Raw genomic sequence first — 26,756 nt, 5'->3', positions numbered from 1 at the left:
CAAGCGAGGCTGTCATGACGATCACCGCTGCGCTGGTCCTCTTTGCCGTCATCTGGTTCATGACGCTGTTGATCGTGCTGCCGATCCGCATCAAGACGCAGGGTGATCTGGGCGATATCGTTCCGGGCACCCATGCGGGCGCGCCGGAAGTGCATCACATGAAGAAAAAGCTCTGGATCACCACCGGGATTTCGGTGGTGCTCTGGGCGATTATCGCCGGGATCATCATCTCGGGCGTGATCTCGGTGCGCGATTTCGACTGGCTGAACCAGCTTGAACCGCGCGAGTAAGCGTCAGGGCGCAGGCCCTGACAGCTTGTGATAGATATGGGTGAAGGTGGCGGCCCCGAGGATCGGGATCACCAGATTCACCAGCGGCACCGACAGCGGGATGGCCATCAAGGTGCCAGCCAGCCAGATTGTGGGCATATGCTTGGCGCGTAGCTTGCGCGCGCGTTCCCGCCCGATGCGCCGCATGGCGGCCAGCGTGAAGTATTCCCGGCCCAGCAGGAAGCCATTCATTGCCCAGAAAATGAACGGGGCCAGCGGCGTGAAGATGGCATAGAGGATCAGCGCCAGTAGGTTGGCGACGATCAGCACGCTCATGAACTCTGCCGCGTCGCGCATCCCTTCTCTGAACGGGATACCGGGTACGGCGGGCAGGGTGGGATAGTGTTTGTCCTCGACCGCCTGTGCGACCTCTTCCAGAAACATCGAGATGATGGCCGAGGCGACTGGCATCATCAGGAACACCGGCAGGATCAGCACCAAAAAGATGCCGGAATAATTCAACACGTCGTTCAACCACGGAACGGCACCGATCCAGGGCAGCGAAACCTCGTCCCCGGACAGCCAGTTGATCAGCCAGATTGCACCGGCACAGGCCGCGACCAGCAGGGCAATCGTCAGACCAACACCGCGCAGCAAGACGGCGCGGAACTTTGGGTCTCCGATTTGGCCAAGCGCCGCAAAGAACGCGTTGAGGATCATCATTCGGCAACCCACTCGGTCAGCGCCGCCACATCGGGGCGGGGACGCTCTGGTGGGGCCTTGCCTTCGGTGGCGATGTGGATCAGACCGGCGACGCGTTCGTTTTCCTGCAACCCAAAGGCCTGCCGACAGAACTCGGCGTCATGGACCTGCCAGCCGGACAGCCAGTTCGCGCCCCAACCAGCCGCCAGCGCTGCGTTCAGAAGCGCCAGACACACGGCACCGGCGGAATAGGTCTGTTCGATGGCCGGGACTTTTTCCGATGGCTTCTGGACCTCGATCACCGCCACGGCCAAATGGCCCATGTCGAACTGGCTGCGGGCTTTTGCGATATCCTCGGGGGCTTTGCCCAGCCGCGTGCCACAGTCCAGCGTCAGCGCCGACAGACGGTCCATTGCGCCCTTCTCGAGAACGATAAAACGCCACGGCTCCAACTTGCCGTGATCCGGGCTGCGGGCTGCGGCGGTCAGCAGGGGCAGCAGCTCTTCCCGTGTGGGGGCCGGAGCCACCAATGTCTTCGCGGGGCGCGACCGGCGCGATTGCAGAAACTCCAGGGCGGCCGGGTTCTTCAAGGACATATGTTAACTTCCTTTACATAAGCAGTCTGTATCTGGTTGAGCCTCTGGCGCGTTTCAAGTGCAAACAGCTGGAGATGCGGGATCAATTTCATTCCCCGGCCCCCCGTGCAAGAGTGTTTGCGAACAAGAGGAAAAAGATGGCGAAACCAAAACTGCGCGATGTGCCGGATTTAAGCGTCCATGCCACACCCGGCGCGGCGATTCCGGTCCGGGTGACGCCCAAAGCGGCGAAGGACAGCATTGCCTTGGACAAGGGCACGATCCGCATCACTGTGACGGCCCCGCCGGAAAACGGCAAGGCGAATGATGCGGTGCGCCGGATACTGGCCGCGGCCATGGGGGTTGCCCCATCCGAGCTTACCCTGAAACAGGGGCAGACCGCGCGCGACAAGCTGTTTGCCTATGCGCCCTGATCCGGCCTTTCGTGGATCTGATACACGCCCTCGGGCAGGTCCAGCGCGGCGGCCAGATCGCGCACTTGTTCGGGCGATAGGGTTATCTTGTGAATTTGGTCCGTACGGGGGTCCAATTGCTCAAGCGTCACACATTCGGCGAAGCTGTTTATGACGACATCCTCTTGCAAAGGCTTTTCGCCTTCGTCCACCAGAGTAATGACCGTCGAGTCGAATTCATGCTCAATCGAAAACATGTGGCGAGAGTGCAGGGCAAGGAACTGCAATGCAACCCGTTTCCATCCCAGACCGCAATGGTACAACCTGATCGCTGCGGCTATGGTGAGATCAACGCCTGACCGGCCCAAAGGACACTTGATGCGCTCTTTCTTTTTTCTTTTTGTTTCCCTGCTGTTGTCAGCTTGCGCGACGGACAGGCTGCGCGTGGTTCCTGCCTCGGAATGGCGTGGGTTCACGTCTGCCGAATCCGCCAGCGCCGCAGTCTTTCGCGAGGTCAACGGCGCGGTGAGTAAAGAGGCTCGAGCGGAGTGCTTGCGACAGGCTCGGGTCAACAATTGCGACTTCACGGTTCTTGTCGATTTGAACCCGCGTGCACCGGCCAACGCGTTTCAGACACTGGATGACAATGATCAGCCGGTGATCATCTTTACCCGGTCGATGATCCAATCGGCGCAAAACGCCGATGAGCTGGCCTTTGTGATGGGGCATGAGGCGGCGCATCACGTTTTGGGGCATATCGACCAGCAATCCAAAAATGCGCAAGAAAGTGCGGCGATCTTCAACGATTTGGGCAAACTGCATGGTGAAAACGGGAAAGACCTCGAACGTACTCAGAAACTTGGGGCCGAAGTTGGGGTGCAGGTCAACGTGAAAACCTTTGAGTTGGAAGCGGATCAGATGGGAACAATCATCACCTATAACGCGGGATACAACCCGCTGATCGGCGCAAAGTACTTCGACCGCCTTCCTGATCCGGGAGATAAATTTCTGAGCACGCATCCCCCAAACGCAGAGCGGGTTCAGATCGTTCTGGAGACAGCAAGGAAACTGGGGCTAACGCAATGACATCTTTGACACGGCTGGGGGTGATCCTGACAGACCGGGGATCGAAATATGCCGTTTCGGGTGCGACTGTCAGCACGCGTGCCGATGTTGATGCGGTACTGCAGGACCTCAAGTCGGACAAGGCCTATGCCAAAGCGACGCACAACACTTGGGCGGCTGTTTTGCCCACGGGCGCGCTCAAGGCGGATGACGGCGAAAGCGGTGCGGGCATGGTGATCCTGCGTATGCTGGAACGCGCCGGGATGGAAAATCACGTGGTGATCGTCACCCGCTGGTACGGCGGAAAAAAGCTGGGCGGAGATCGTTTCCGCCGGGTGCAGGACGCCACGCGGGCCTATCTGGATCACATCGGAACAGGGTCTTGACCTGAGTCAAAGGCCCATTTGGGGTGTTGAGCTATCCTGTTCTGGACGCGACAGAAAGGATCTTCGATGCCCAACCGTGAAGTTCTTAAACTCCATGCCGGTCTGGTGGACCGAATGGCGGCCAAGCTGGGGGTTGATTTGCAAGAGGCTGCGATCGACGGTGACGTGTCGATCGACCAGTTGTCCGACGCCGTGCTGAAATGTACGGACTGCCCGAATCCCGGCCATTGCCTGCGATATCTGGATCAGCCGACCTTGGTGGCCCGTACGCCGGAATACTGCCGCAATCAGGAGCTGCTTGGCAGGCTTGCCCCCTAACGACAGGAGAGATCGATGCCGCATCTCGGAGAGATCATGACTCATCTGCGTCTAGTCCTGCATATGGGACGGGTGACCGGAACGGACATGGTCGAGGCGCATCAGAAAGGGCACCTGACCCAGCAGGACTGGGCAGAGATGATTCAATACTGCCGTGGCTGCAGCTGGGCCAACCGGTGTCCCGACTGGCTGGATCAACATGAAACCGTAATTGGCGCTCCGCGGACCTGTAAAAACCGACAACGGTTTGCAGCGCTCAAACTAAGGCTAGAGCAGGAAAACGCATGAAACGGGTTGCTCTGGGCGATGTCGAGAAACACTTCTGGCTCACCCGGTCTGTGGCGAGGTGCATGAACATCTCGCTGACCGAAGCGATGGCCGAAGGTCGGCTGTCACCGGATCGATATGCTGAATTGGTGACTCGCTGCCGGGCTTCGAATTGCAGTGGACAATGCGCAATCTGGTTGTCGGAACAACAGTCCGAGGCCCACGCGGCCCCGGATTTTTGCGCCAATTCCGATCTGTTGAACGCATTGAAACCCTGATCAGACCTTGGAGTGAGTCCCGTCACACAACGGCGGTTTTGCGCTGTGTTTGCATCCACAGAAAAAGACTTTCTTGCTGCTGTCTGCCGTGTATTTGACCGGCTCGAATCCGGTGCCCTTGTGGGATCCGTCGCAAAACGGTTGCCGTTTGGATTGGCCGCATGCGCACCAGAAATAGCTTTTCCCTTCGGTTACCTCGACTGGAAAGGGGCCTTTTTGCGCGATGGTGGGGCTGTCTGACATGGGGCTACTCCGTCTTTGGCTGATGTCATCTGCAGATTGTAGACCGATGCGTGGAAAACGGTAGCTTTTGCTCATAAATCCGCTGTTTCTGAGGGGGTTACCAGCGTGGTTCCGCCTTTACTCACAAAGGCGTGATTGAATTCGTTGCAAAAATACCATCAAGGCCCTATTCTATGCCCGGCCCCGAATTCTTGGGCAATATCAGGAAATTAATAGAGGAATGACGGACATGAAACTCAAATTTGCTGCCGTTGGTGCATTTGCCCTTGTTTTGGCTGCTTGCTCGCAACAGGAAGAGCCGGCCCCGGTTTACATCACGCCTGAATACGACAAATTCGGCACGCCGAGCTGTCCGGCGGGTACCGAATTGGCCACGACCGAAGCGGGTCAGACCGTCTGTAACCCGGTCGCACAATAAGAATTCCGCGGGCGGTTTTTACCTAAGCCGCCCGCACAAATTTCACCGACACGGCCGCCCACGGGGCGGTTTTTTCTTGTCTGCAGGGCACGTTTCCGGTTTCAGTTTCAGCCAAAAAGTCGAGGGCAGATGAGAATCTTTTTTACCCGTCTCAAGGACCGCACCCGCTGGAGCTGGCAGGGCGTCGTTGCCACATGGCGCGCGGAATACTCGTTCCGGACATGGGTTTGGGCGAACCTGATATCCGCAGCGTTGGCGCTTTGGCTGCCATTGGACGACGGAATACGGGCGTTGATACTGGTCCTTGGACTTCTTGTTCTGGTGGTCGAATTGCTCAACACCGCGATAGAGCGTGCCGTTGACCACACCTCGACCGACCGCAGTGAACTGGCCGGTCAGGCCAAGGATGCAGCAAGCGCAGCAGTTGCGTTGACCGCGGTGGCCACTGGGGTGGCCTGGGTGGTCGGGTTAGTCAGCCTGTTCTGAGGAAACGACGGTTTTCCTACCAGCCAAAGCGATAAGCCCGGCGCTGAATGCCGTAGTTTTGCGGTATGTGGTAAGGCGAGGCGTGCCTGTTGGGGAAACCGCGCGCCGAACGGTGGTGTCGTTTTTTCGGTTTCACGTAATACACCTTGGGCTTTTGATAATAGACCTTGGGTTTTTTCTTGTGGTGATGAACCTTGCCCCTAGGGTGATGCACCTTGGCCTTGGGGTAGTGAGCTTTGGGCGCGCTGTAGTACCTGTGCACATGGTGCGTACTGCGAAGATGAAGGCTCAACTGTTTGGAGCCGATGACTATGAAGCCGCCCGAGCTGATGCTTTCAGCAATCGCGGGTACAGCATATAGCTGGGTCGCCAGAATTGCCGCGACACATTTCAGGCCTAAGGGGCGCATACAGGACATTGAACCCTCCTTCAGATAAGGCGGAATGTCCTGTCATGATCCACGAATCGCGCGGCGAAGGCCAATAAACTCGGCTCACGCTTTGCCGAGGCCGGGTGACAGGGTCAGACCAGCTTGCCCCACAGATCGTATTCGCCGGCCTCGTCGACCTCGACCGAGACGATATCGCCGGGATTGAGGGCTTCAAAGCCTTCGTCGATGAACAGGTTACCGTCGATCTCGGGTGCATCCGCCTTGGTGCGGCAGGTGGCGGCCTCGTCATCGACCTCGTCTACGATCACGTCGATGGTCTGGCCGACCTTTGCGGCCAACTTGGCCTCAGAGATCGCCTGAGCCTTTTCCATGAACCGTTCCCAGCGCTCTTGCTTGATCTCGGCCGGGACATGGTCGGGCAGGTCGTTCGACCGCGCACCATCCACGTTTTCGTATTGGAAGCAGCCGACGCGATCCAGCTGCGCCTCATCCATCCAATCCAGCAGCGTCTGGAACTCGGCCTCGGTCTCGCCGGGGTAACCGACGATGAAGGTTGACCGCAGGGTAATGTCGGGGCAGGTCGCGCGCCACGCGGCAATCTCGTCCAGCGTCTTGGCGGCCGCGGCCGGGCGGGCCATGCGTTTCAGAACGTCCGGGTGGGCGTGTTGGAACGGAATGTCCAGATAAGGCAGCACGTTGCAACCCGCATCCGCCATCAGCGGAATCAGCTCGCGCACATGCGGGTAGGGGTAGACATAGTGCAGGCGCACCCAGGCATCCATCTGCCCTAGCTCCCGCGACAGATCGGTGATGTGGCTGCGCACCTCGCGGTCTTTCCACGGGTTCACGTCGTATTTGCGATCCAGCCCATAGGCCGAGGTGTCCTGCGAAATCACCAGCAGTTCGCGCCCGCCATTGTCGACCAGCTTTTCGGCCTCGCGCAGGACGGCATGGGCCGGACGGCTGGCCAGTTTGCCGCGCATGTCGGGAATGATGCAGAACTTGCACTTGTGGTTACAGCCCTCGGAAATCTTGAGATAGCTGTAGTGGCGCGGGGTCAGTTGCACACTGGCGGCGGGCAGCAGATCCACGAAGGGGTCCGGGTCGGGTGGAACAGCTGTGTGCACCGCATCCAGAACTTGTTCGTACTGATGCGGCCCTGTCACGGCCATGATGCGCGGATGATGCTCGCGGATGTAGTCCGGTTCCGCCCCAAGACAGCCGGTCACGATGACCTTGCCGTTTTCAACCAGTGCCTCACCGATTGCATCCAGCGACTCGGCCTTGGCACTATCGAGGAACCCGCAGGTGTTCACAATCACGGCATCGGCCCCGGAATAGTCCGGTGAAATGCCGTATCCTTCGGCGCGCAGGCGGGTCAGAATCCGCTCACTATCGACCAGCGCCTTCGGGCAGCCCAGCGATACCATCCCAATTGTTGGTTGGTTCGGGCGCGGCATGTCGGTGATCCGGGCAGAGGGTGCCAGGTCGGGGCGGAGGTTTGGCGGGTTCGTGCTCATGGCGCGGCATATAGTGGGGAACGCTTCCCCTTGCAAATGGCGGCTAGGCTTTGAATGATCTTTTCAACGCATGCCCAATAAGCGGAGAGCAGAAAAATGAAGTGGCTGTTGCGCATACTCTTCCTATTCGTGGTCGCATTCGGCCTTGTCATCGGCGCATTGTTGCTGATGCCGGGTGACAAGCTGGCCGCGATTTTGGCAGAGCAGGTCAAGAGTGAGACCGGCCGTGAGCTGAAGTTGACCGGCGACGTAAACCTGTCCTTCTGGCCTGTACTGGGGATGGAGACCGGCCCGGTCACTTTTGGCAATGCGCCCTGGGCAAGCTCGGAGCCTATGCTGAGTGCCGAGAGCCTAGCCGTTGGTGTTGATGCCGCCGGCTTGTGGAATGGGGACTTTCGGATTCGTCGCGTCTTTGCGGAACAGCCGACTCTGCGGCTGGAATTGTCGGACGGTCGCGGGAACTGGGAGATGAGTGCCGCAAGTTCTCAGCCCAGCTCCGGTAGCAGTGCTGCGTCGTCTGAAACCTCGACGTCAGGGGTTGTGACATTGGACCGGCTGGAACTGACCAATGCGCGGCTGATCTATATTGAAAATGGTGCAACGAAATTTGACTTTTCGAACGTCGACCTGTCTGCCAGTTGGCCCGATCCAGCCGCGCCAATGACAATGGAAGCACGAATGGCCGTGCCGGGTGGCAAGGTGAAGGTGGACCTCAGGATACCCGACCTGCCCGCCTATGCCTCGGGTGCTGTCACGCCGCTGAAACTGGCGCTGACTGCGCCGGGCGGCGAGTTCGGGTTCGACGGTCGGGTCAACCTTGCCGGAGAGATGGACGGCAATCTGGAAGTCAAAACCAATGATACCGAAAAGATGCTGGCCGCCTTTGGTCAGGCGGGTGTCGGGGTTCCGCTGGGATTGGGGCGTGTGGCCGACGTGTCGGGGCATATGACGTATACGAAAGAGGGCCGCGCGTCGCTGCGCAATTTGGAGGCGCAACTGGACCACAATCGATTCACCGGCGAGGCAGATATCGAGATATCGGACCCGCCCAAAATCACCGCACGTCTGAAGGGTGGGGATATCGACCTGTCCCGCTATAATGATGCGCCCGCAACAGCCGGGGGTGGCTCCGGCACGGCATCTGCATCGGCGCCGGACAGTGGTTGGTCCACTGATCCAATTGATGCCTCAGCCCTTGCGTTAGCGAACGGAGAGATTCGCCTGACGGCCTCTTCCATTGCCGTGCCTGAACTTACCCTCGGGCCCAGCGATCTGACACTCAGCCTTGACCGGTCCCGGGCGGTTTTGCGGATGGCCCCGGCCACTTTGTTCGCAGGGCAGGTGACCGGGCAGGTGGTTGCCAATAACAGAAACGGCTTGTCCGTAGGCGGTAAACTGAATGCGCAAGGCATCGATCTGCAGCAAGCGCTGTCCACGCTTGCAGGGATCGATCGTTTGACAGGTTCGGGGTCGGGCGATTTCGAGTTTTTGGGCGTGGGCCAGACCGAGGACCAGATCATGCGGTCCCTCAGTGGCAAAGGCAGCCTGAACGTGGGGCAGGGTGTCATATCGGGCTTTGATCTGGATCGCCTGATGGGGCGGGGCAAGGATGCAGGCGGAACGACGGTATTCAACAGTCTGACCGCCAGTTTCAACATCGATCAAGGTATTCTGACAAACAATGATCTGCTGATGTCGCTGGATAATTTCCGTGCGGACGGAACCGGGCAGGTCAACATCGGGGCACGCACGATTGACTATCTGTTCACGCCTGTCGCGCTGCGTGCCAATTCCGGTCAGGGGCTCGCGGTGCCTGTTCGGATTGTCGGGCCGTGGAGCGATCCGTCCATCAAACCAGACCTGAGCAAGGTGATCGAAGCCGCCGCCGAAGGGAAACTCAAGGATATTGAAGACGACGCCAAGCAAAAGGTTCTGGACAAGGTCAGTGATGAGCTGGGAACCGCGGTGACCGACACCGAAAGCGCTGAGGGCGCTTTGAAGAACAAGCTGGAAGAAGAAGCCAGAAAAGGCCTGCTCAAACTGTTGGGTGGAAACTGAAAGGGGCGCCCTTGGGCGCCCCTATCTAATTTGGATCAAATCGTCTGATCATAGTCGCCAACGCCGGGCTCGGTCCGGATCACGGCGTCGATATCGGCGAAGATGGCACGCATTTCGTCTTCGCTGTCGCTGCTTTCGCAAACCACAACAAGGTTCGGCGTGTTCGAGGACGCACGCACCAGACCCCAGCTGCCATTGTCCAGAATGACCCGCGCGCCGTTGACGGTGACTACCTCTTTGATCGCGCGACCGGCAAACGCTTCGCCTGCGTCGGCCTTGGCGACCAGCTTGTCGACCAGACGTTTGAGGATGTCGTATTTTTCGGTGTCCGCGGCATAGGGCGACATGGTCGGCGTCGACCATGTCTTCGGCAGCGCCTTGCGCAGGTCTGACATGCTTTGGTCCGGGTTGCGATCCATCAGCTTGCAGATCTCAACCGCCACACGCATGCCGCAGTCGTAACCGCGCCCGATCGGCTCGGCCAGGAAATAGTGTCCCGATTTCTCAAACCCGGCCAAAGCGTTGATTTCCTTGACCCGGCGCTTCATGTGGCTGTGGCCGGTTTTCCAGTAATCCGCCTTGACGCCATGCGCCTGCAGTTCGGGGTCGCTGGCGAACAGGCCGGTCGATTTCACGTCGGCCACGAAGGTTGCGTTGGGGTACAGCTTGGCCAGATCGCGAGCCATGATCACGCCGACCTTATCGGCGAAAATCTCCTCACCCTCGTCATCCACGACACCGCAGCGGTCACCGTCGCCGTCAAACCCCAGCGCCAGATCGGCACCGCTGGACTTCACGGTGTCGGCCATGTCGTGCAACATCTCCATGGCTTCGGGGTTGGGGTTGTAGTTGGGGAAGGTGTAATCCAGCCGATTGTGGCTGGGCACCACTTCCACGCCCATCCGTTCGAAAATCTCGGGGGCAAAGGCCGAGGCCGTGCCGTTTCCGGTCGCGCAGACAACCTTGAGCGGCCGGGACATTTTGAAATCCCCGACCAGATCGTCGATATAAGCCTCTTTCACGCCGTCAACGAACTCGTACGAGCCGCCCTCGTGCGGAACGCCTTCACCATTCAGAACGATATCGCGCAGTTCCGACATCTCGTCTGGGCCGTGGGTCAGAGGGCGGTCAAAGCCCATTTTGACGCCCGTCCAGCCGTTCGGGTTGTGGCTGGCCGTGACCATGGCGACCGCGGGCACATCCAGATGGAACTGCGCGAAATAAGCCATCGGGCTGAGCGCCGGACCAATATCCTTGACCTGAATACCGGCCTGCATCAGGCCGAGGATCAGGGCGTTTTTGATCGCCAGAGAATAGTCGCGATAATCGTTGCCGACCGCGATCACAGGCTCGATCCCGCGTTTGCGCATCTGGGTGCCCAGACCCAGACCCAAGGCCGTCATGCCGGGCAGGTTGATCTCTTCGGGGTATTTCCAGCGGGCGTCGTATTCGCGGAACCCGGTGGGTTTGATCATCGGGTCGCGCAGAAAGCTCCAGGTGTTCGGGGTCACCTCGGGGATGGGTTTGGTCATATTATCGCTCTTGATTAAATCTGAATCGGGTTGGCTTTGGCCAATGCATCAAAGCGCATCAATGTGTCAATCAACTGAGGCATTTGATCCAGATAGATCATGTTCGGACCATCGCAGGGTGCGTTATCCGGATCCTGATGCGTTTCCATGAACACAGCGCCAGTACCAACGGCCACCGCGGCCCGTGCCATGACCGGGGCGAACTCTCTTTGACCGCCAGACGAACCGCCCTGTCCACCGGGTTGCTGCACCGAATGGGTGGCGTCCATCACCACTGGGTAGCCAGTCTGGGCCATTTGCGGCAGCGACCGCATGTCGGCAACCAGCGTGTTGTACCCAAATGACGAACCGCGTTCCGTCAGCAGGATGTTCGTGTTCCCGGTGCTTTCAATCTTGGCTACGATATTGGGCATTTCCCAAGGGGCAAGAAACTGACCCTTCTTGACGTTGATCACAGCGCCGGTGTTACCAGCAGCCAGCAACATATCGGTCTGGCGGCACAGGAAAGCCGGGATCTGCAGTACATCAACCGCGTCGGCGACAACGGCACACTGGGCCTCGGTGTGAACGTCAGTCAGAACCGGAATGCCCATCGTCTTGCGGATATCGTCCAGAACTTTCAGCCCGGCATCAATTCCCATGCCGCGGGCGCCGGACAGCGACGTCCGGTTGGCTTTGTCGTACGAGGCCTTGAAGACATACTGCGCACCGGCAGCATCGCAGGCCTCTTTCATTTTACCCGCGATCATTTGGGCGTGATCGGCGGTTTCAAGCTGGCAGGGGCCGGCAATGATCGTCAGAGGTAGATCATTGCCGACCGTGAGGTCGGAGATTTTTACATGTTTCATGTGTCTTACGAGGATACCTGTTCACGAAGGACCGACGCGGTAAGCGAGATCATCAGGTAGATACCAGCAAACAACAGGAAAGCCAAAATCGTATTTTCGAACTTGCGCGGATAGCTGGGTTCTTCGCTGGCGACCGGGTTTACCGAGACAGACAGGTAACGCACTTTGCGGTTGGCTTCGGTCCGGGTGGTTTCCATCTGTTCCATCGCGGTCTGCAGCATCATATCGCGCGCCACCAGGTCGGCCTGCGCCATCTGAATCCGCACGCTCAGCCGTGCCAGAGAGTTTTCACCCGCCGAGACGTCCAGCATTTCTTCGTTCAGATCCGCCAACACGACCTCGAGCCGTTTGATGTCTGCGCGGACACCGTCCACCTTGGCCTGGTTCGGGCGCAGGTTATCCAGAAGGGCCGCCAGTTGCAGTTCTTTTTCCTGCAACTCGATTTCGATAGCATTGATCCGTGCCCGCAGACCGGCGAGGACGTTTTCCGGGTCAAGCACGGCCCCCTGCAGCTGCAGCTCGATCAACTCTTCCTGCGCTTTCCTGCGTTCTTCCTGTGCCAGTTCAAAACCGGCCCGGGCATCGCGCATCTGGTCTTCGCGCTTCAGTTCCGTCAAACTGTTGATTTTTTCCTCGGCGTAGGACAGCAGCAGAGTGGACAGCTCGACCGATATTTCGGGACTCGGCGCCGCTACCTCCATGCGGATGATGCCGTCACTTGGGTCATACCCGATGGTGATCATCCGCTTGTACAGTTTATAGGTATCCTCAAGGGTCGCGTCCTGAGGCAGGCGCTGGATCGGGTCTATCCACTCCTGCTTGAAGATTTCCGAAAAGTTGGTGTCGTTCTCAAGCCGAACCAGCGCGGGTTTTGATTCCAGAAATTCCTGCGTGGCGACAGAATCCTGCGCGGTGGCGTATTGAGTGCCTGCCAGGAACCCGCCAAAGGACGCGCCACCCCCATCAGCCTGCAGGATCGAAAAGGCCGAGTCGCTTGCGTACATCGGTGTCGCAACCCGATAGAAATATATGCCGACGATCACGGTCGGAAGCAGAACAAACACAGCCAGCCGCGCGAACAGCGCGAACAATTTGCGTCTGCGACGGCGCGCGATGTTCTTTTGGATTTCACCGATTTCCAGGTTGCGCCGCTCCGCTGGGCTCAACTCGGGGCCGGGCAGAGTTTGGGGCGTTTCCTTGACCGTCTGCGGCAGTTGGATGGTGATTTTGTCTTTGGCCTTGTCTTCCGCGTCTTTCTTTTCGGCCGCCAGATCCAGTAGATTGGCTCGCTCAAAGGGATCAATGCCCTTTTGACGCAACAACCGCACCGCGTCGTAATCAGATGTCGCAGCTAGGCCGTTCTTCTGCGCCAGGCGCCGCGCCATGCGCAGTTGCCGCCCGGTCAGCCCTTCACGTTTGATCGCATCGATATCAGTCGCGGGCTGCGCGTCATTTGCGGCCTCGGACGGTTGCGTTGCCTTTCTGATGCGCGAAATGGCATCGGCCCGTGCGTCTGCCGAGTCAGCGCTCTGACGATTACGTCGCCAGCGATATTTCTTAGCCTTGGGTTTGGTAGTCATATAGCTGTCGTGCCTCTTCCAAGGTGTCGAACATGTAAATCTGACCGTCCATAAGAACGGCGGCCTGCTGTGCAAATTTCTCAAGAACGGTGGGGCTGTGCGATACGATGACCAGGGTCGTGGTGCGCAACCGTTCTTTCAGGATGTCGCCTGCCTTCCTGTTGAACTCGACATCCGTTGTCGCCGGCATCCCTTCGTCAATCAGGTACATGTCGAAATCCAGCGCCAACATCAGGGCAAAGGTAAAGCGTGCCCGCATACCGGATGAATAGGTTCCAAGCGGTTGGTCGAAATACTCACCCAGACCACACAGCCATTTGCAATACGCCTCGATATAGTCGGGGTCCATGCCATAGATTTTCGCGATGTAGCGGGCGTTTTCCAGCGCGGAAAGCTTCTTTGCCACGCCGCCTGCAAAGCCCATCGGGAACGAGACCCGGCAGGATTTGCGGATCACACCTTCGTCGGGTTTTTCCAGCCCGGCCATCATGTTGATCAGGGTCGTCTTGCCGGTGCCATTGGGGGCCAGAATGCCGATCGACCGGCCAAGTTCGATCCGGAACGAGACCCGGTCCAGGATCACCTTGCGGCGGGTCCCGGTCCAGAAGGACTTGCTGACATTCTCGAACTCAAGCATTCAAGGCCTGCTGCTCTTGCGTTTGTTGCACCGACCGGGCCGGTGAAGGAACGGAAAACTTACCGATCCATGTTGGCTACATTATGTCGAATTATGAAACAAATGATCAATGCGCGTGAAAGCGACCATTCGGCACTGTGACTAATGCATCGGTTGGACTGCGGCAACGCGTTGACTATCTTTCACTTCGACCGTCAACCAGTTTGATGCAGGAAATCTTGCGATCTGATGAATTCGCTGCAGAAAGAGATTGAAGCCTGCCGCATTTGCGCGGACAGATTTCGGGCCACGCATACGGCGCATGAGCCGCGCCCGGTGGTCTGGTTCCGGCAGGGAACACCACTGCTGATTGCAGGGCAGGCGCCGGGTGCGCGGGTTCATGCCTCGGGCCGTCCCTTCACTGACCCGTCCGGTGACCGTTTGCGCGACTGGCTGGGGATTGATGAAACCGTGTTCTATGACCGCGCGCGTGTGTCGATTGTGCCGATGGCGTTTTGTTTTCCGGGGTACAGCGAACGCAAGGCCGACCTGCCGCCTCCGCCGGTCTGCGGGCAGACATGGCACAACAAGGTGATGGACGAACTGGGGCAGGTGCCGCTGACCGTTCTGGTCGGCGGGCATGCGCACAAGTATCACCTTGGTGCGCGCGGTGCGGTCACGGATACAGTGCGGGGCTGGCAAGACCATGCGCCGCAGGTCTTTCCCTTGCCTCATCCGTCCTGGCGCAATACGGCATGGTTGAAGAAAAACCCGTGGTTCGAAGCTGAGCTGCTGCCGGTTCTGCGCGCGCGGGTGCAAGAGGTTCTGAATGACTGACGCAACTGCTCTTGATGCCGCCCATGCCGCGATGGAGGCCAGCCCGCAGGACGATGCGGCGCGGCTACGGTTCTTTGAACGGCTCGCCGACAGCGAGTTGTTTCTGCTGCTGGCCGAAGAGGCGGAAGACGAGAATATAACTCCTGAGCTGTTCGACGTGGCCGATGGCCGGTTCGTTCTGGCCTTCGACCGCGAGGACCGGCTGGCCCGGTTTGCAGAACGCCCCGTACCCTATGTGGCTTTGTCCGGGCGGGTTCTGTCCGGTATGCTGGCAGGGCAGGGGATGGGTCTGGGGCTGAACCTTGAGGTCGCGCCGTCCTCGATGCTGATCCCGGCCGAAGCGCTGGGCTGGCTGGCCACCACCCTGGAACACGCACCAGAAGAGGTGCAACAGCGGCTGGCTGAGTTTCTTCCCCCGGTTGGTCTGCCGGATGATCTTCTGAAGGCGCTGGACACAAAGCTGGCCACAGCTGTTGGCTTGGCCGAGGCCGCGTTTCTGGTCGGAACCAAATCAGAGGACGGAGGCGCGGGGCATCTGCTGGGCTTTGTCGGCGCGGTTGAGGGGGCTGAGCCTGCACTGGCCAAAGCGGCTTCCGAGGCGCTGACCTTTTCCGGTATCGAGGCCGGGGCGATGGATGTCGGGTTTTTCAGCCGGCATGACGCAGCCGCCGCCGCGTTGGCGCGTGTCGGCCTGAAATTCGATCTACCTCAGCCTGAACAAAGGGTCGTTCAGCACATCACACCGGGTAGTGATCCGGACAAGCCGCCGGTTCTGAAATAAGCAGACCCCGCAACCGGTCAGGTCGCGGGGCCGTGCGTTGTTATTCCGCTGCAGCTTCCAGTTTGTCCTGCGTGCGGGTTTCAAAGTCGTTGGCGTCGTGGCGCTCGTGCAGTTGGGTGTGCGGCTCGCCGAATGCGCGGTTGACCATACGGCCCCGCTGAACAGCAGGCCGCGCATCGATGGCCTTGGCCCAACGCATCACGTTTTTATAGGACTCCACATCCAGGAACTCGGCCGCGCTATACAGACGGCCCAGAACCAGTTGGCCGTACCAGGGCCAGATCGCCATGTCGGCGATGGTATAGTCGTCGCCCGCGATATAGGTGTTCTCGGCCAGTTGACGGTCCAGCACGTCCAGCTGACGCTTGGCCTCCATGGCGAAACGGTTGATCGGGTATTCCCATTTCTCGGGCGCGTAAGCGTAGAAATGCCCAAAACCGCCACCCAGATACGGCGCGCTGCCCATCTGCCAGAAGACCCAGTTCATGACCTCGGTCCGCTCGGGGCCGGATTTGGGCAGGAACGCGTCGAACCTCTCGGCCAGATGAAACAGGATTGAGGCACTTTCGAACACGCGCACAGGCGCGTCACCCGAGCGATCCCACAGCGCGGGGATTTTCGAGTTCGGATTCGCCTCGACAAAGCCCGAGCCGAACTGGTCGCCCTCGCCGATATTGATCAGCCAGGCATTGTATTCGGCGCCTTCATGACCCAGTGCCAGCAGTTCTTCCAGCATGACAGTCACTTTGACACCGTTGGGGGTCGCCAGCGAATACAGTTGCAGCGGGTGGCGCCCGACGGGCAGGTCCTTGTCATGGGTGGCGCCGGCGATGGGGCGGTTGATATTGGCAAACTGGCCGCCGCTTTCGCTGTCCCAGGTCCAGACTTTGGGGGGCGTGTATGGGGATTGCTCGGTCATCTGTTGTCTTTCTCAGCAAAATTCGGGTGAATTGTCCGTCCGTCACAACAGCTAATGTTGCAAAGCCCCGAGTCCAACCCCGGATGTCAAAGAGGTTTTGTAACAAACGGGGTCGAACCTTTCACGTTTCTTCATCCGACCTCACAGCGGCGCGAGCGGGACTGCCCATCAGGGCGAAAACACCTATCCTCTCAGCAACGCCAAACTCAAAGGACAAAAGGATTGACCATATGAAACGCTTTGCCCTGACTATTGCGACTGCTCTGACCCTTGCCGTTCCGGCTTTTGCCGGGGATCAATACGTGGACGGCACCGGGTTTGCCGTGTCGGGTTATGACGTTGTTGCCTATCGTGGCCTTGATCAGGCGCCGGTTGGCCAATCCCAGCCCGAGGCGGTGCGGGGTCATGCGGATATCACAGCAGAATATAACGGTGCGACCTGGGCATTCTCGACCGAAGAGAACCGTGACAAGTTCCTTGAAAACCCGGCTTACTACGCACCTGCCTATGACGGGCATTGCGCCTATGGTGTGTCGCGGGGCGGCAAGGTCCCGGCGAACCCGAACCTGTGGCGGATCGTCGATGACAAACTGTATCTGAACATCACAGATGTTGTTGTTGGCTTCTTTGAAGAGGATATCCCGGGAAACATCAATCTGGCCGAAGGTAACTGGCCGGGAATCGAGGCTGATGACGCATCGACCAGCGTGATCCCCAAATTCACCTCGGAAGGCCCGGTTGCGAACTAAACCACCACTCACGAAGAACAAACCCGGCTGTCACCAGGCCGGGTTTTGTTGCTGTCAGCCCGCCAGCCAGAAATCGTCGCGCATCTGCTGATCCGCGTCGAACTTAATGCGGACGCTCTTTGCACCGGGGAATTTGCGGGCGGTGATCGTTTCCGGAACCACAACCTCACCCGCGCCGGTGTCGTTGGACTGAAAGCTCAGCACCTCGGTTTCCATTCGCCGGGCCGAAGCCAGGAACGAGGTTGGCAGCGCCACCCGGTTCGCCCCTTCCTGCACCGGCGTCGGGACAAAATAGGTCAGATGGCGGCCATAGAACCCGACTGCGTCGGGGACATGGTCCGCATCGGTAGTGCCCTGAGGGTCCGGGTTTGGTCCGTTGCTGTCCGGGCTGTGCGACAGAGCATTATTCAGCAAACTGCGGCAGGCGTCGATATCGGTGCTTTCCAGTTCGATCACGCGCTTGCGCAGCTTCGGGCGCCGGGGCGCTCCGGTAGTTTTCCCTTTGGTGGTCAGTCCTTCGCGGCGCAAGAAGTCATATGCTTCTTTGGCGCGCGCAAAATGAGTGCAGTCGCCGTTTCTGTGATCTGGATGAGCGCGAAATGCGATGTGACGCCAGGCATCCCGAATATCGTCGGATCCTGCTGTCTGATCTAAACCCAGAGCCGCCAGCGCATCAGCGCGTGCATTTATCTTTTCGACAGGCTCCATACCTACAACAACTCTTTAAACACTCACTACAGCCTCAGTTTGAAGAGGCGCTTGGTTTTGTCAAATTTTATCGGAGTTTTATTGCGAATGCGGGGACAGTTGACCAAAGGGCAATATATTGTTCACACCTGATCTGCGGTTACCAAACGTACTGCAACTCCAAAAAAAAGGCCCGGAGCCTGAGTAGGATCCGGGCGAAGGTGACCAACAGGAAGGTTTAGGCGACGTTCTGCAGTTCGGCCCGGGGCGTGATACCCAGTGCAAAGCACACGTCACGCGTCAGTTCCGGGCGGTTCAGAGTGTAGAAATGCAGCTTGTCTACGCCGCCATCGATCAGATCGGAACACAGCTCGGTGCACAGGGCGGTGGCCAACAGATCCTCACGATCATCGCGAATCGCCTTTTCAAAGGCGTGTTCGATCCAGTCCGGGATATGTGCCCCGCAGCGGCGGGCAAAATTGCGGGCGCCTTTCCAGTTCTCGATCGGCAGGATGCCAGGCACGATGGGCTTGTCGATCCCAGCCTTTTCACAGGCATCGCGAAAGCGGAAAAACGTCTCGGCTTCGAAGAAGAACTGGGTCAGGGCCTCGTCCGCACCCGCGTCCAGCTTGGCCTTGAGCCAGTCAACATCGGCTTGAAAATCCTGTGCTTCGGGGTGCTTGTCGGGATAAGCGCCGACGCGGATGCTGAACATTTCGGTCTCGGCCAAGGCTTCGATCAGTTCGACCGAATTGGCAAATCCGTCGGGATGGGGCACGAACCGGTCCTGACCTTTGGGCGGATCGCCGCGCAAGGCGACAATGTCCTGAACTCCGGCGCGTGCGAAGGTGTCGGCGATCTCGAGCGTTTCCTGACGCGAAGCGTCAACACAGGTCAGATGTGCGGCAACCGGCAGGCCGGATGAATTGTGCAGCGTCGCCACCGCATCGCGCGTCAGCTCTCGGGTGGTGCCTCCCGCGCCATAGGTGACCGATACAAAGCGCGGCTCCAGCGGCGCCAGGGTCTGAACGGTATCCCAAAGGCGGAACGACGCCTCCAGCGTTTGCGGCGGGAAGAATTCGAATGAAATCTCAGGTGTCGTCATCACTGCCTCACAGGTCCAATCTGAGGCCCTTGTGCCAGTTCCTGCATTGTGAGACAAACTCATATTACTCAAGAACAACATGAGTCTCATTACAATGCACATCGAATTCCGGCACCTGCGCACGATCAAGGCCATTCATGAATGCGGAGGGCTGGCCCGTGCGGCGGATCAGCTGAACATCACGCAATCGGCTTTAAGCCATCAGATCAAAGGGTTGGAGGATCAGGCCGGGGTCGAGCTGTTCCTGCGCCGGTCCAAGCCGATGAAACTGTCCGCTGCAGGGTTGCGCCTGTTGCGGCTGGCGGAACAGATCCTGCCGCAGGTCGAGGCAACCCAGCAGGAGTTTTCATCCTTGCGCGACGGGCGGACCGGGCGGATGCATATCGCCATCGAATGCCACGCCTGTTTCGAATGGCTGTTCCCGGTGCTGGAATCGTTCCGCAAATCCTGGGGCGATGTCGATGTGGATATCCGTCCGGGTCTGGCGTTCGACGCCTTGCCTGCCTTGCAAAAGGAAGAGGTCGATCTGGTCGTCTCATCCGACCCCGAGGACCTGCCCGGCGTCGAGTTTATCGAATTGTTCGACTACGACGCGGTATTTGTCGCCGCCTCGTCGCACCCCTTGGCGCAGAAGGAATACATTGAGGCCGAGGATTTCCGGGGTCAGACACTGATTACCTACCCGGTCGAACGCACCCGTCTGGACATCTTCAGCCAGTTGCTGATCCCTGCGCGGGTCGAACCAGCTTCGATCCGGCAGGTCGAACTGACCGCAGTGATCCTGCTGCTGGTCGCCTCGAACCGGGGCGTGTCCGTGTTGCCCGACTGGGTAGTGCGTGAGGTGAAGTACAATTCCGACTACGTGACCCGCCCACTGACCAAAGATGGGATCACCCGCCGCCTGTATGCGGCGGTGCGGACCGAGGACCTTGAAAAACCCTATGTGCAGAAACTGATCGAACTGGCCGGGACAGAGGCGCGCAAGCTGCAAGAGCAATAGGCGAGAAATGCGTGTCTGCTATGCGCATCATTCCTCTTGGCAAGGGCGCATTGCCCCAGTATACGCGCGGTTTGACCGGACAGGAGCCTTTGGACAATGGTTGGCAGTGCAAACCTCAACATCATGATCAAAGCCGCGCGCAAAGCGGGGCGTTCTTTGGTCAAGGATTTTCGTGAAGTCGAGAACCTTCAGGTGTCGATGAAAGGCGCGGGCGACTTTGTCTCCAAGGCGGATATCGCAGCCGAAGCAATCCTGAAAGAGGAACTGCTGGGCGCGCGTCCGACCTATGGCTGGCTGGCCGAAGAGGGCGGCTCCATCGCAGGCGAAGACCCGACCCGCCGCTGGATCGTGGACCCGCTGGACGGCACCACCAACTTCCTGCACGGCTTACCGCACTGGGCGATTTCGATCGCGCTGGAGCACAAGGGCAAGATCGTCGCCGGTGTGATCTATGACGCCGCCAAGGATGAGATGTTCTTTGCCGAAAAGGGTGAAGGCGCGTGGATGAACGATACCCGCATCCGTGTTTCGGGCCGTCACCGCATGATCGAGTCGATCTTCGCGACCGGCCTGCCTTTCGGTGGCCGTTCGGACCTGCCTGCTACGCTGCAGGATTTGGCTCGATTGATGCCCGCCTGCGCCGGTGTGCGTCGTTGGGGTGCGGCAGCTCTGGACATGGCTTATGTGGCTGCTGGTCGTTACGAAGGGTTCTGGGAACGTCGTCTGAACGCTTGGGATCTGGCCGCCGGGATCATCATCGTGAAAGAGGCCGGTGGCTTCGTTCAGCCGATGAACCCCGAAGGCAGCGTGCTGGATGATGGCGAAGTGATCTGTTCGAACGAACCGATCTTTGATCAATTCGCCAAAGTGATCCGGGGTTAAGAACCCAACTGACCCGATGAGCAAGCGCGCCCGGTCCGAGGCGCGCTTTTTCGTTTCAAAGGGCTGCGCTCTGGGTCAGACCAGCTTCATCCGCCAAACGCGCGGCAACCGAGGCGACGGCGAGATCATTTAGCCCGACGCCGGTTCCATCGAACAAGGTGATCTCATCTGCGCCTGTCCGTCCGGGATGATCGCCGTTGATGACGGCGCCGATGGGAGTGATCTGCGCGGCAGGCCGAAATCGCTGTTCAAGGAAAGCTCGGTCGGGACCATGCAGTCACTGGATCGGGCACTGCGCGTGTTGACCACCGTGGCGCGGATGGAACGTGCCGCATTCAGCGATCTGGCGCGCGAGGTGGGCGTGCCAACGGCGACGACGCACCGCATATTGGCTATTCTGTAAAACCACGGTTTCGCCTCTTTTGACGACGAGCGGCAGGAATGGATGACCGGGATCGAGGCTTACCGGACCGGGACCTCTTTCCTGCGCAGCAACAGCGTGATCGAGATCGGGCACCCGATCCTGCGGCGTCTGATGCAGGATAGTGGCGAGACCGCCAACCTGGCGGTGCCGGATGGCGCCGAGGTGGTTTTGCCGGTCAAGTCGAGACGCTGAACCCGATCCGGGCTTTCTTTCCACCGGGAGCGCGCACGCCGATTTTTGCGTCCGGCACAGGCAAGGCGATACTGGCCGCGATGAACCCGGATGTGGCCGGCAAGACCCTTGCCTCAGTCAAGCCTGAGCGGTTCACGGACCACACGCTGATCCCCGGTCTGGACCTGACGGCGGATTTAGAGAAAACCGCGCGCGCGGTTGGTCGTATGACCACGAAGAGCGGTATGAAGGCATGTCCTGTATCGGGGCCGCCATCTACAACGACCGCGCCGAACCCTGTGCCGGAATATCTGTGTCTGGCCCATCTGTTCGCTTTCACGCGGACAAGGCCCCGGAGCTAGACGCCTTGGTCAAAGACGCTGCGCAAGAGATTACGCATTTCAGCGGGGGGCAGATGCCCCAATCAGAGGGCTGAGCTCTATTTGCGCGGGACGCGTGGAATGCGGGATTGCGACAGCTTGTATTTGTGCTCGGGGTGGGGCGGGTGTCCGTGAGTGCGGCTCCAGTACTCTGGTCCGCCGCGTTTCAGCCAAAGCGGGATGCACAGGATAAGGCCGACAAAGAAGCCGCCTGTATGCGCCCAATAGGCGACGCCGCCCTCATCCGGGTTGCTGGCAAGGCTACCCACGAACTGGATACCCAGCCAAATGCCCAGCATGATAAAGGCCGGAATTGTGAAAACCCGAAAATACACGATCAGGATCAACAGGACGTCTACGCGGGCCTTTGGGAATAGCAGAAGGTAGCCCCCCATTACCCCAGCAATTGCACCAGATGCGCCGATGGTCGGCACCACCGAGTCCGGGGCGGTGACGACATGGATCAGACCCGCACCAATGCCGGCAATCAGATAAAACAGCAGAAATGGCAGGTGGCCCATCTCGTCTTCGAGGTTGTCGCCGAAGATCCACAGAAACAGCATATTGCCCGCCAGATGCATCCAGCCGCCGTGCAGGAACATCGAGGTAAAAAGCGTTTCCAGTGCAAAACCATCGGCAATCCGCGCCGGGATGACGGCGTAGTCGAAATAGAACCGGCTGATCAGCCGGTCGTTTTCCATGATCCCCACATAGCTGATGAAAATCAGTATATTGGCCGCCATCAGAAGATAGACGACATAGGGCGTGCGCCCCGAGGGGTTATGGTCTCGGATCGGAAACATGGGGGGACGCTGGGCTTTTCCCGGCCCAGCGTCAAGGTACGGTTACGCCGCACCTCCCAATAGAGCGGCGTTGCCGCCTGCAGCGGTGGTGTCGACACAAACATGACGCTCGCCCAGCACCCGGGCGCGGTCTGGCTGCCCGGGGATCATTGGCAGGATGGGGCCGTCACGGCGGGCCAGATGGCACTCGATTTCACGTGCGATGTCCTCGTCTCCCCACCAGAGCACACCTGAAAACCCGGTGGCGTTTTCCAGCCTGTGCAGGTCAACCATTCCGGTTGCCTGGATGGCGGTGCCGCCCAAGGCTGTGACAGCCTCGGCCTGTGCCTTTGTGGCCTCTGCCCCCGGCCCCATGCACAGCAGGGGCGCGCGGGGGATTTCACTCAGCCGGTTGGACTCGCCGGTCGGGCCGGGCAGGGACTGGGTGCGGGTGGCGGCGGGTTGGCCCTGCGGGGCAGGTATGTCGCCCATGGTATTGTCCCATTCGGCCTCGCTGGACTGACGGTCGGGCGCACAGAAGCGCGCCATATAGTTCGGGCCGCCCGCCTTGGGCCCGGTGCCCGACAGACCTTCGCCGCCAAAGGGTTGCGAGCCGACGATGGCGCCGATCTGGTTGCGGTTGACATAGATGTTGCCGGCGTGAACCGCCTCGGTGATGTGTTGCACACGGTCGTCGATACGGGTGTGCAGGCCGAAGGTCAGCCCGTAGCCAGTGGCATTGATCGAGGCGATGACCTGATCGATCTCGGAGGCCTTGAACCGTACCACATGCAGCACGGGGCCAAAGACCTCGTGTTCAAGCGCCGCAATGCCGGAGATCTCGATCAGGGTAGGGGCGATGTAGGTGCCTTCGGGGGGTGTGTTCAGTTCTTTCAGAACCCGCCCTTCGGTACGTGCTTGGGCAATGTGATCGGCAATGCCCTTACGCGCATCTTCATCGACCACTGGGCCACAATCGGTGGACAGCAACCATGGGTTACCAACCTGCAACGCCTCCATCGCGCCGGTCAGCATGGTCAGCAGATCGTCAGCGATATCCTCCTGCACATAGAGGCAGCGCAGGGCCGAGCACCGCTGGCCCGCCGACTGAAAGGCGCTTTCGATGATGGATTGCACGGCCTGTTCAGGCAGCGCGGTACTGTCCACGATCATTGCATTCAGCCCGCCGGTTTCCGCGATCAGAGGCGTGCCGGGCCGCAGGTTCTCGGCCATGGCCTTGCGGATTTTAAGCGCCGTAGCGGTCGAGCCTGTGAAGGCCACCCCCGATACCCGCGGGTCCGAGGTCAGCGCCGCCCCGACGGACGGCCCGCCCGGCAGCAGTTGCAGCACATCGCGGGGGACGCCAGCCTCGTGCAGCAACTGGACTGCACGGTGGGCAATCAGCGGTGTCTGCGGCGCAGGTTTGGCCAGTACGGCGTTGCCTGTGGCCAATGCCGCCGAAATCTGGCCGGTAAAGATCGCCAGAGGAAAATTCCACGGGCTGATACAGGTGAACGTGCCTGCCGGTTCTGCCAGAGGGATGTTGGCCGCGTAATAACGCAGGAAGTCCACGGCCTCGCGCAGTTCGGCCACTGCGTCGGGGACGGACTTGCCGGCTTCGCGGGCCAGCAGAGCGAACAGTTCGCCGAAATGCGCCTCGTACAGATCGGCAGCGGCGTTCAGGACACGCGCCCGATCGGCGGCAGAGGCCTGCCACGTGCTGGCCGATGCCAGAGCCAACTCAACATCTTCTGCGCTGGCCGGGGCCACGGCACCCGGTCGATCCTGCGGTTGTGCCGGATTGATGACAGGTTCGTCCTCGCCGGGATGCGCATCCGCTGACAACAGCGGCTGTGCGTACCAGTGATGGGCGCGGAATTCGTCCCGGGCTGCGTCGACCCGGTCGAGCGTCGGAGTATGGTGCAGGTCGAACCCCTTGGAGTTCGGGCGTTCCGGCTGAAACAGCTCGGGCCCTGTTGGAAGGGGGGATTTCGGCGCCTGAATGGTGTTGAACGGGTCAGCGGCAACCTCCTCAGGCGGCACTGTTTCATCCACGATCTGGTTCACGAAGGATGAATTCGCGCCGTTTTCCAGCAAGCGCCGCACAAGATAAGCCAGAAGGTCCCGGTGCGCGCCAACGGGGGCGTAGATTCGGCAGCGCGTGTTGCTTTGGTCCTTGACGATCTGGTGCAGGGTTTCACCCATCCCGTGCAGGCGCTGAAACTCGAACGGCTGATCATCGGCCATATGCAGGATCGCGCTGACCGTATGCGCATTATGAGTGGCGAATTGCGGGTAAATCCGGTCGGTCATGCCCAGCAGTTTGCGCGCGTTGGCGATGTACGAGATATCGGTCGCCTCTTTGCGGGTGAACACGGGGAACCCATCGACACCCTCGACCTGAGCGCGCTTGATCTCGGTGTCCCAGTAGGCGCCTTTGACCAGCCGTACCATCAGCTTGCGGTCATGGCGTTCGGCCATTTCGTAGAGTGTGTCCAAAGCGATCCCGGCACGCGGACCGTAAGCCTGGACCACGATCCCGAACCCATCCCATCCGGCCAGGGCAGGTTCAGCCATCACCGCTTCGATCACCTGCAAGGACAGTGACAGACGGTCGGCCTCCTCGGCGTCCACGTTCAGGCCCATTCCGGCGGCTTTAGCCAACAGGCACAGGGCCCGTACGCGCGGCACCAGTTCGTCCATCACGCGTTGTTCCTGCGCGACTTCATAACGCGGATGCAGTGCCGACAGTTTTACCGAAATCCCCGGGTTGGAGCGGATATCGTTGTGGGTGCAGGCGTCCGCAATGGCCGCAATCGCGCGGGAATAGGACAGGTGATAGCGGGCGGCATCGGCCTCGGTTCGGGCGGCCTCGCCCAGCATGTCGTAGGAATAGGTGTACCCTTTGGCCTCCATCCCTTGCGCGCGGTCCATAGCGGCCTGGATGGTTTCGCCCAGAACGAACTGACGCCCCATCTCTTTCATCGCGCGGCCGACGGCGGTGCGGATGACCGGCTCACCCAGCCGCTTGATTGCCCCACGCAGGGCACTGACCGGAGACGTCTTGCCCTCGTCCAGAACCTTGCCCGTCAGCATCAGCGCCCAGGTCGACGCGTTCACCAGCGATGAGGAAGATTGCCCCAGGTGTTTGCCCCAATCGGACGGCGCGATCTTGTCCTCGATCAGCGCGTCGATCGTTTCGGCGTCCGGGACCCGCAGCAGCGCCTCAGCCAGACACATCAGCGCGACACCCTCATCTGTGGACAGGCCATATTCGGCGAGGAAGACCTCCATCATGCCCGGAGACGTGCTGGAGCGGATATCGCGCACCAACTGGGCCGCCGCCGCGCAGATCGCGGCGCGGTCAGGCTCGCTCAACTCGGCCTGAGCGATCAGGGCATTCAGAACTTCGGACTGATCGGCATAGGTCTGGCCGTCGATATGGGTGCGCAGGCTGTGTGTCATGTATCCTCCGGGCTTTTGGGGAGTATACAGTCGATTTTCCGGGACAATCGCCTTGATTTATGATTTTTGAGGGCAGGTGAACTGATTTGGTGAAGAAAAACGATGCAAATGAACCGCCCTGATCTGGACCGGTTTGACCGGTCGATCCTGACGATTCTGGCCGAGGACGGGCGTATCTCGGTCGCCGATCTTGCGCGGCGCATCGGGCTGTCGAAGTCCCCAACGCAAGCCCGTGTGAAAAGGCTGGAGGCCGAGGGGATCATCACCGGATACCGCGCCCTTCTGGACCCGATCCGCCTTGGGCTGGATCACGTCGCCTTTGTCGAGGTGCGCCTGACCGACACGCGCGAAAAGGCCCTGGCCGAGTTCAACGCAGCTGTGCGCAAGGTGGCCGAGATCGAACAGGCCCATATGATCGCGTCGAATTTCGACTATCTGCTGAAGATCCGCACTGGATCGATGTCAGAGTATCGCGCGGTGCTGGCCGAGAAGATCTCATCCCTGCCGCATGTGGCGAATACGTCGACCTTCGTTGCCATGGAGGCAGTGAAAGAGACGGGCGTGTCCGGGGCAATTGAAGGCGCGGGTTGACGAACCTTCCGGTGGCGT

Annotated in this window: 33 protein-coding genes and 1 pseudogene; 19 read left to right on the top strand and 15 right to left on the bottom strand. The window is 59.7% G+C overall.

Features of this window, described 5'->3' with window-relative positions; genetic code table 11:
* Positions 1-14: 14 nt before the first annotated feature.
* Positions 15-290 carry a DUF1467 family protein gene (locus GOX88_RS07440; protein ID WP_170400548.1) on the top strand — a complete coding sequence of 92 codons (276 nt, stop codon included), beginning with the start codon at positions 15-17 and terminating at the stop codon, positions 288-290.
* A 3-nt stretch (positions 291-293) separates the two neighbouring features.
* Here GOX88_RS07440 and GOX88_RS07435 read toward each other — a convergent pair whose 3' ends face one another.
* Positions 294-989 carry an EI24 domain-containing protein gene (locus GOX88_RS07435; protein WP_170400630.1) on the bottom strand — a complete coding sequence of 232 codons (696 nt, stop codon included), beginning with the start codon at positions 987-989 and terminating at the stop codon, positions 294-296.
* A complete protein-coding gene (locus GOX88_RS07430) occupies positions 989-1,567 on the bottom strand; it encodes a nitroreductase family protein (protein WP_170400547.1) in 579 nt (192 codons plus the stop codon). The genes GOX88_RS07435 and GOX88_RS07430 overlap by 1 nt, the downstream gene beginning before the upstream one ends.
* 137 nt (positions 1,568-1,704) lie before the next feature.
* Between GOX88_RS07430 and GOX88_RS07425 the strand changes: the two genes are divergently transcribed.
* Positions 1,705-1,980: a DUF167 domain-containing protein gene (locus GOX88_RS07425; protein WP_170400546.1), complete on the top strand. Its 276-nt coding sequence runs from the start codon at positions 1,705-1,707 to the stop codon at positions 1,978-1,980.
* On the opposite strand, the gene GOX88_RS07420 is transcribed toward GOX88_RS07425, so the two are convergent.
* Positions 1,968-2,216: a hypothetical protein gene (locus tag GOX88_RS07420; RefSeq protein ID WP_170400545.1), complete on the bottom strand. Its 249-nt coding sequence runs from the start codon at positions 2,214-2,216 to the stop codon at positions 1,968-1,970. The genes GOX88_RS07425 and GOX88_RS07420 overlap by 13 nt on opposite strands.
* A gap of 121 nt (positions 2,217-2,337) precedes the next feature.
* On the opposite strand from GOX88_RS07420, the gene GOX88_RS07415 reads away from it, so the two are divergent.
* The 5 genes from GOX88_RS07415 (at position 2,338) to GOX88_RS07395 (ending at position 4,273) form a co-directional block, all read left to right on the top strand.
* Complete coding sequence (locus GOX88_RS07415; protein WP_170400544.1) at positions 2,338-3,045, top strand: M48 family metallopeptidase; 708 nt, start codon at positions 2,338-2,340, stop codon at positions 3,043-3,045.
* Positions 3,042-3,410: a YigZ family protein gene (locus GOX88_RS07410; RefSeq protein WP_170400543.1), complete on the top strand. Its 369-nt coding sequence runs from the start codon at positions 3,042-3,044 to the stop codon at positions 3,408-3,410. The genes GOX88_RS07415 and GOX88_RS07410 overlap by 4 nt, the downstream gene beginning before the upstream one ends.
* Before the next feature lie 66 nt (positions 3,411-3,476).
* Positions 3,477-3,728, top strand: coding sequence for a DUF6455 family protein (locus tag GOX88_RS07405; RefSeq protein ID WP_170400542.1), 252 nt, complete (start codon positions 3,477-3,479; stop codon positions 3,726-3,728).
* Between the two features lie 15 nt (positions 3,729-3,743).
* Positions 3,744-4,016: a DUF6455 family protein gene (locus GOX88_RS07400; RefSeq protein WP_170400541.1), complete on the top strand. Its 273-nt coding sequence runs from the start codon at positions 3,744-3,746 to the stop codon at positions 4,014-4,016.
* Positions 4,013-4,273 (top strand): DUF6455 family protein, encoded by a 261-nt coding sequence (locus GOX88_RS07395; RefSeq protein WP_170400540.1) that lies wholly within the window; start codon positions 4,013-4,015, stop codon positions 4,271-4,273. The genes GOX88_RS07400 and GOX88_RS07395 overlap by 4 nt, the downstream gene beginning before the upstream one ends.
* On the opposite strand, the gene GOX88_RS07390 is transcribed toward GOX88_RS07395, so the two are convergent.
* Positions 4,274-4,516 (bottom strand): CDGSH iron-sulfur domain-containing protein, encoded by a 243-nt coding sequence (locus GOX88_RS07390; RefSeq protein ID WP_170400629.1) that lies wholly within the window; start codon positions 4,514-4,516, stop codon positions 4,274-4,276.
* A gap of 229 nt (positions 4,517-4,745) precedes the next feature.
* On the opposite strand from GOX88_RS07390, the gene GOX88_RS07385 reads away from it, so the two are divergent.
* Positions 4,746-4,934, top strand: coding sequence for a hypothetical protein (locus tag GOX88_RS07385; protein ID WP_170347886.1), 189 nt, complete (start codon positions 4,746-4,748; stop codon positions 4,932-4,934).
* A gap of 129 nt (positions 4,935-5,063) precedes the next feature.
* A complete protein-coding gene (locus GOX88_RS07380) occupies positions 5,064-5,420 on the top strand; it encodes a diacylglycerol kinase (RefSeq protein WP_170400539.1) in 357 nt (118 codons plus the stop codon).
* 16 nt (positions 5,421-5,436) lie between these two features.
* Here GOX88_RS07380 and GOX88_RS07375 read toward each other — a convergent pair whose 3' ends face one another.
* Together GOX88_RS07375 and rimO are read right to left on the bottom strand one after the other, a co-directional pair.
* Positions 5,437-5,838 (bottom strand): hypothetical protein, encoded by a 402-nt coding sequence (locus GOX88_RS07375; RefSeq protein ID WP_170400538.1) that lies wholly within the window; start codon positions 5,836-5,838, stop codon positions 5,437-5,439.
* Between the two features lie 104 nt (positions 5,839-5,942).
* Positions 5,943-7,331, bottom strand: a complete 1,389-nt coding sequence (gene rimO, locus GOX88_RS07370; RefSeq protein WP_170400537.1) for a 30S ribosomal protein S12 methylthiotransferase RimO — start codon at positions 7,329-7,331, stop codon at positions 5,943-5,945.
* Between the two features lie 96 nt (positions 7,332-7,427).
* Between rimO and GOX88_RS07365 the strand changes: the two genes are divergently transcribed.
* Entirely contained in the window at positions 7,428-9,389 is a 1,962-nt protein-coding gene (locus GOX88_RS07365) for an AsmA family protein (protein ID WP_170400536.1), read from the top strand.
* 35 nt (positions 9,390-9,424) lie between these two features.
* Here the strand turns inward: GOX88_RS07365 and GOX88_RS07360 are convergent, their stop codons facing one another.
* Genes GOX88_RS07360 through GOX88_RS07345 form a run of 4 tightly spaced genes read right to left on the bottom strand, consistent with a single transcriptional unit; the run spans position 9,425 to position 13,986 of the window.
* Positions 9,425-10,921, bottom strand: a complete 1,497-nt coding sequence (locus GOX88_RS07360) for a phosphomannomutase/phosphoglucomutase (protein ID WP_170400535.1) — start codon at positions 10,919-10,921, stop codon at positions 9,425-9,427.
* 14 nt (positions 10,922-10,935) lie between these two features.
* The gene (gene kdsA, locus GOX88_RS07355) at positions 10,936-11,769 is read right to left on the bottom strand and encodes a 3-deoxy-8-phosphooctulonate synthase (protein ID WP_170400534.1); all 834 of its coding nucleotides are present in this window, start codon (positions 11,767-11,769) and stop codon (positions 10,936-10,938) included.
* Between the two features lie 5 nt (positions 11,770-11,774).
* The gene (locus GOX88_RS07350; RefSeq protein WP_170400533.1) at positions 11,775-13,349 is read right to left on the bottom strand and encodes a capsule biosynthesis protein; all 1,575 of its coding nucleotides are present in this window, start codon (positions 13,347-13,349) and stop codon (positions 11,775-11,777) included.
* Positions 13,327-13,986, bottom strand: coding sequence for an ABC transporter ATP-binding protein (locus GOX88_RS07345; RefSeq protein ID WP_170400532.1), 660 nt, complete (start codon positions 13,984-13,986; stop codon positions 13,327-13,329). The genes GOX88_RS07350 and GOX88_RS07345 overlap by 23 nt, the downstream gene beginning before the upstream one ends.
* A 228-nt stretch (positions 13,987-14,214) precedes the next feature.
* On the opposite strand from GOX88_RS07345, the gene GOX88_RS07340 reads away from it, so the two are divergent.
* Both GOX88_RS07340 and GOX88_RS07335 read left to right on the top strand, forming a co-directional pair.
* On the top strand, positions 14,215-14,802 hold the full coding sequence (locus tag GOX88_RS07340; RefSeq protein WP_170400531.1) for a uracil-DNA glycosylase family protein: 588 nt from the start codon (positions 14,215-14,217) through the stop codon (positions 14,800-14,802).
* Positions 14,795-15,583, top strand: a complete 789-nt coding sequence (locus tag GOX88_RS07335) for an SseB family protein (protein WP_170400530.1) — start codon at positions 14,795-14,797, stop codon at positions 15,581-15,583. The genes GOX88_RS07340 and GOX88_RS07335 overlap by 8 nt, the downstream gene beginning before the upstream one ends.
* Before the next feature lie 40 nt (positions 15,584-15,623).
* On the opposite strand, the gene yghU is transcribed toward GOX88_RS07335, so the two are convergent.
* Complete coding sequence (gene yghU, locus GOX88_RS07330; protein ID WP_170400529.1) at positions 15,624-16,502, bottom strand: glutathione-dependent disulfide-bond oxidoreductase; 879 nt, start codon at positions 16,500-16,502, stop codon at positions 15,624-15,626.
* Positions 16,503-16,732: 230 nt separating this feature from the next.
* Here yghU and GOX88_RS07325 point away from each other — a divergent pair, with 230 nt between their 5' ends.
* A complete protein-coding gene (locus GOX88_RS07325; RefSeq protein WP_170400528.1) occupies positions 16,733-17,251 on the top strand; it encodes a YHS domain-containing (seleno)protein in 519 nt (172 codons plus the stop codon).
* Between the two features lie 54 nt (positions 17,252-17,305).
* On the opposite strand, the gene GOX88_RS07320 is transcribed toward GOX88_RS07325, so the two are convergent.
* Both GOX88_RS07320 and metF read right to left on the bottom strand, forming a co-directional pair.
* Complete coding sequence (locus tag GOX88_RS07320; protein WP_170400527.1) at positions 17,306-17,959, bottom strand: J domain-containing protein; 654 nt, start codon at positions 17,957-17,959, stop codon at positions 17,306-17,308.
* A gap of 217 nt (positions 17,960-18,176) precedes the next feature.
* Positions 18,177-19,043 carry a methylenetetrahydrofolate reductase [NAD(P)H] gene (gene metF / locus GOX88_RS07315; protein ID WP_170400526.1) on the bottom strand — a complete coding sequence of 289 codons (867 nt, stop codon included), beginning with the start codon at positions 19,041-19,043 and terminating at the stop codon, positions 18,177-18,179.
* Positions 19,044-19,137: 94 nt separating this feature from the next.
* On the opposite strand from metF, the gene GOX88_RS07310 reads away from it, so the two are divergent.
* The 5 genes and pseudogenes from GOX88_RS07310 to GOX88_RS23710 all read left to right on the top strand — a co-directional run bounded on the left by GOX88_RS07310 (position 19,138) and on the right by GOX88_RS23710 (position 21,956).
* Entirely contained in the window at positions 19,138-20,043 is a 906-nt protein-coding gene (locus tag GOX88_RS07310) for a LysR family transcriptional regulator (protein ID WP_170400628.1), read from the top strand.
* A 96-nt stretch (positions 20,044-20,139) separates the two neighbouring features.
* Positions 20,140-20,925, top strand: a complete 786-nt coding sequence (locus GOX88_RS07305; protein ID WP_170400525.1) for an inositol monophosphatase family protein — start codon at positions 20,140-20,142, stop codon at positions 20,923-20,925.
* Between the two features lie 187 nt (positions 20,926-21,112).
* On the top strand, positions 21,113-21,328 hold the full coding sequence (locus GOX88_RS23720) for a helix-turn-helix domain-containing protein (RefSeq protein ID WP_367648060.1): 216 nt from the start codon (positions 21,113-21,115) through the stop codon (positions 21,326-21,328).
* A gap of 42 nt (positions 21,329-21,370) precedes the next feature.
* The gene (locus GOX88_RS23715) at positions 21,371-21,541 is read left to right on the top strand and encodes a hypothetical protein (RefSeq protein WP_367648059.1); all 171 of its coding nucleotides are present in this window, start codon (positions 21,371-21,373) and stop codon (positions 21,539-21,541) included.
* Positions 21,538-21,956 (top strand): annotated as a pseudogene (locus GOX88_RS23710) (IclR family transcriptional regulator). Before GOX88_RS23715 ends, GOX88_RS23710 begins: the two are co-directional and overlap by 4 nt.
* Positions 21,957-21,959: 3 nt before the next feature.
* Here the strand turns inward: GOX88_RS23710 and GOX88_RS07290 are convergent.
* Positions 21,960-22,703, bottom strand: coding sequence for a rhomboid family intramembrane serine protease (locus GOX88_RS07290; RefSeq protein ID WP_170400524.1), 744 nt, complete (start codon positions 22,701-22,703; stop codon positions 21,960-21,962).
* Positions 22,704-22,745: 42 nt separating this feature from the next.
* Positions 22,746-26,147: a bifunctional proline dehydrogenase/L-glutamate gamma-semialdehyde dehydrogenase PutA gene (gene putA / locus GOX88_RS07285; protein WP_170400523.1), complete on the bottom strand. Its 3,402-nt coding sequence runs from the start codon at positions 26,145-26,147 to the stop codon at positions 22,746-22,748.
* 102 nt (positions 26,148-26,249) lie between these two features.
* On the opposite strand from putA, the gene GOX88_RS07280 reads away from it, so the two are divergent.
* Positions 26,250-26,738 carry an Lrp/AsnC family transcriptional regulator gene (locus tag GOX88_RS07280; RefSeq protein WP_170400522.1) on the top strand — a complete coding sequence of 163 codons (489 nt, stop codon included), beginning with the start codon at positions 26,250-26,252 and terminating at the stop codon, positions 26,736-26,738.
* Positions 26,739-26,756: the final 18 nt, after the last annotated feature.

Source organism: Ruegeria arenilitoris, from assembly GCF_013030985.1.
Taxonomy (GTDB): domain Bacteria; phylum Pseudomonadota; class Alphaproteobacteria; order Rhodobacterales; family Rhodobacteraceae; genus Ruegeria; species Ruegeria arenilitoris_B.
The sequence above is the reverse complement of the archived record's forward strand: the minus strand, read 5'-3'. Positions and strand labels throughout refer to the sequence as shown.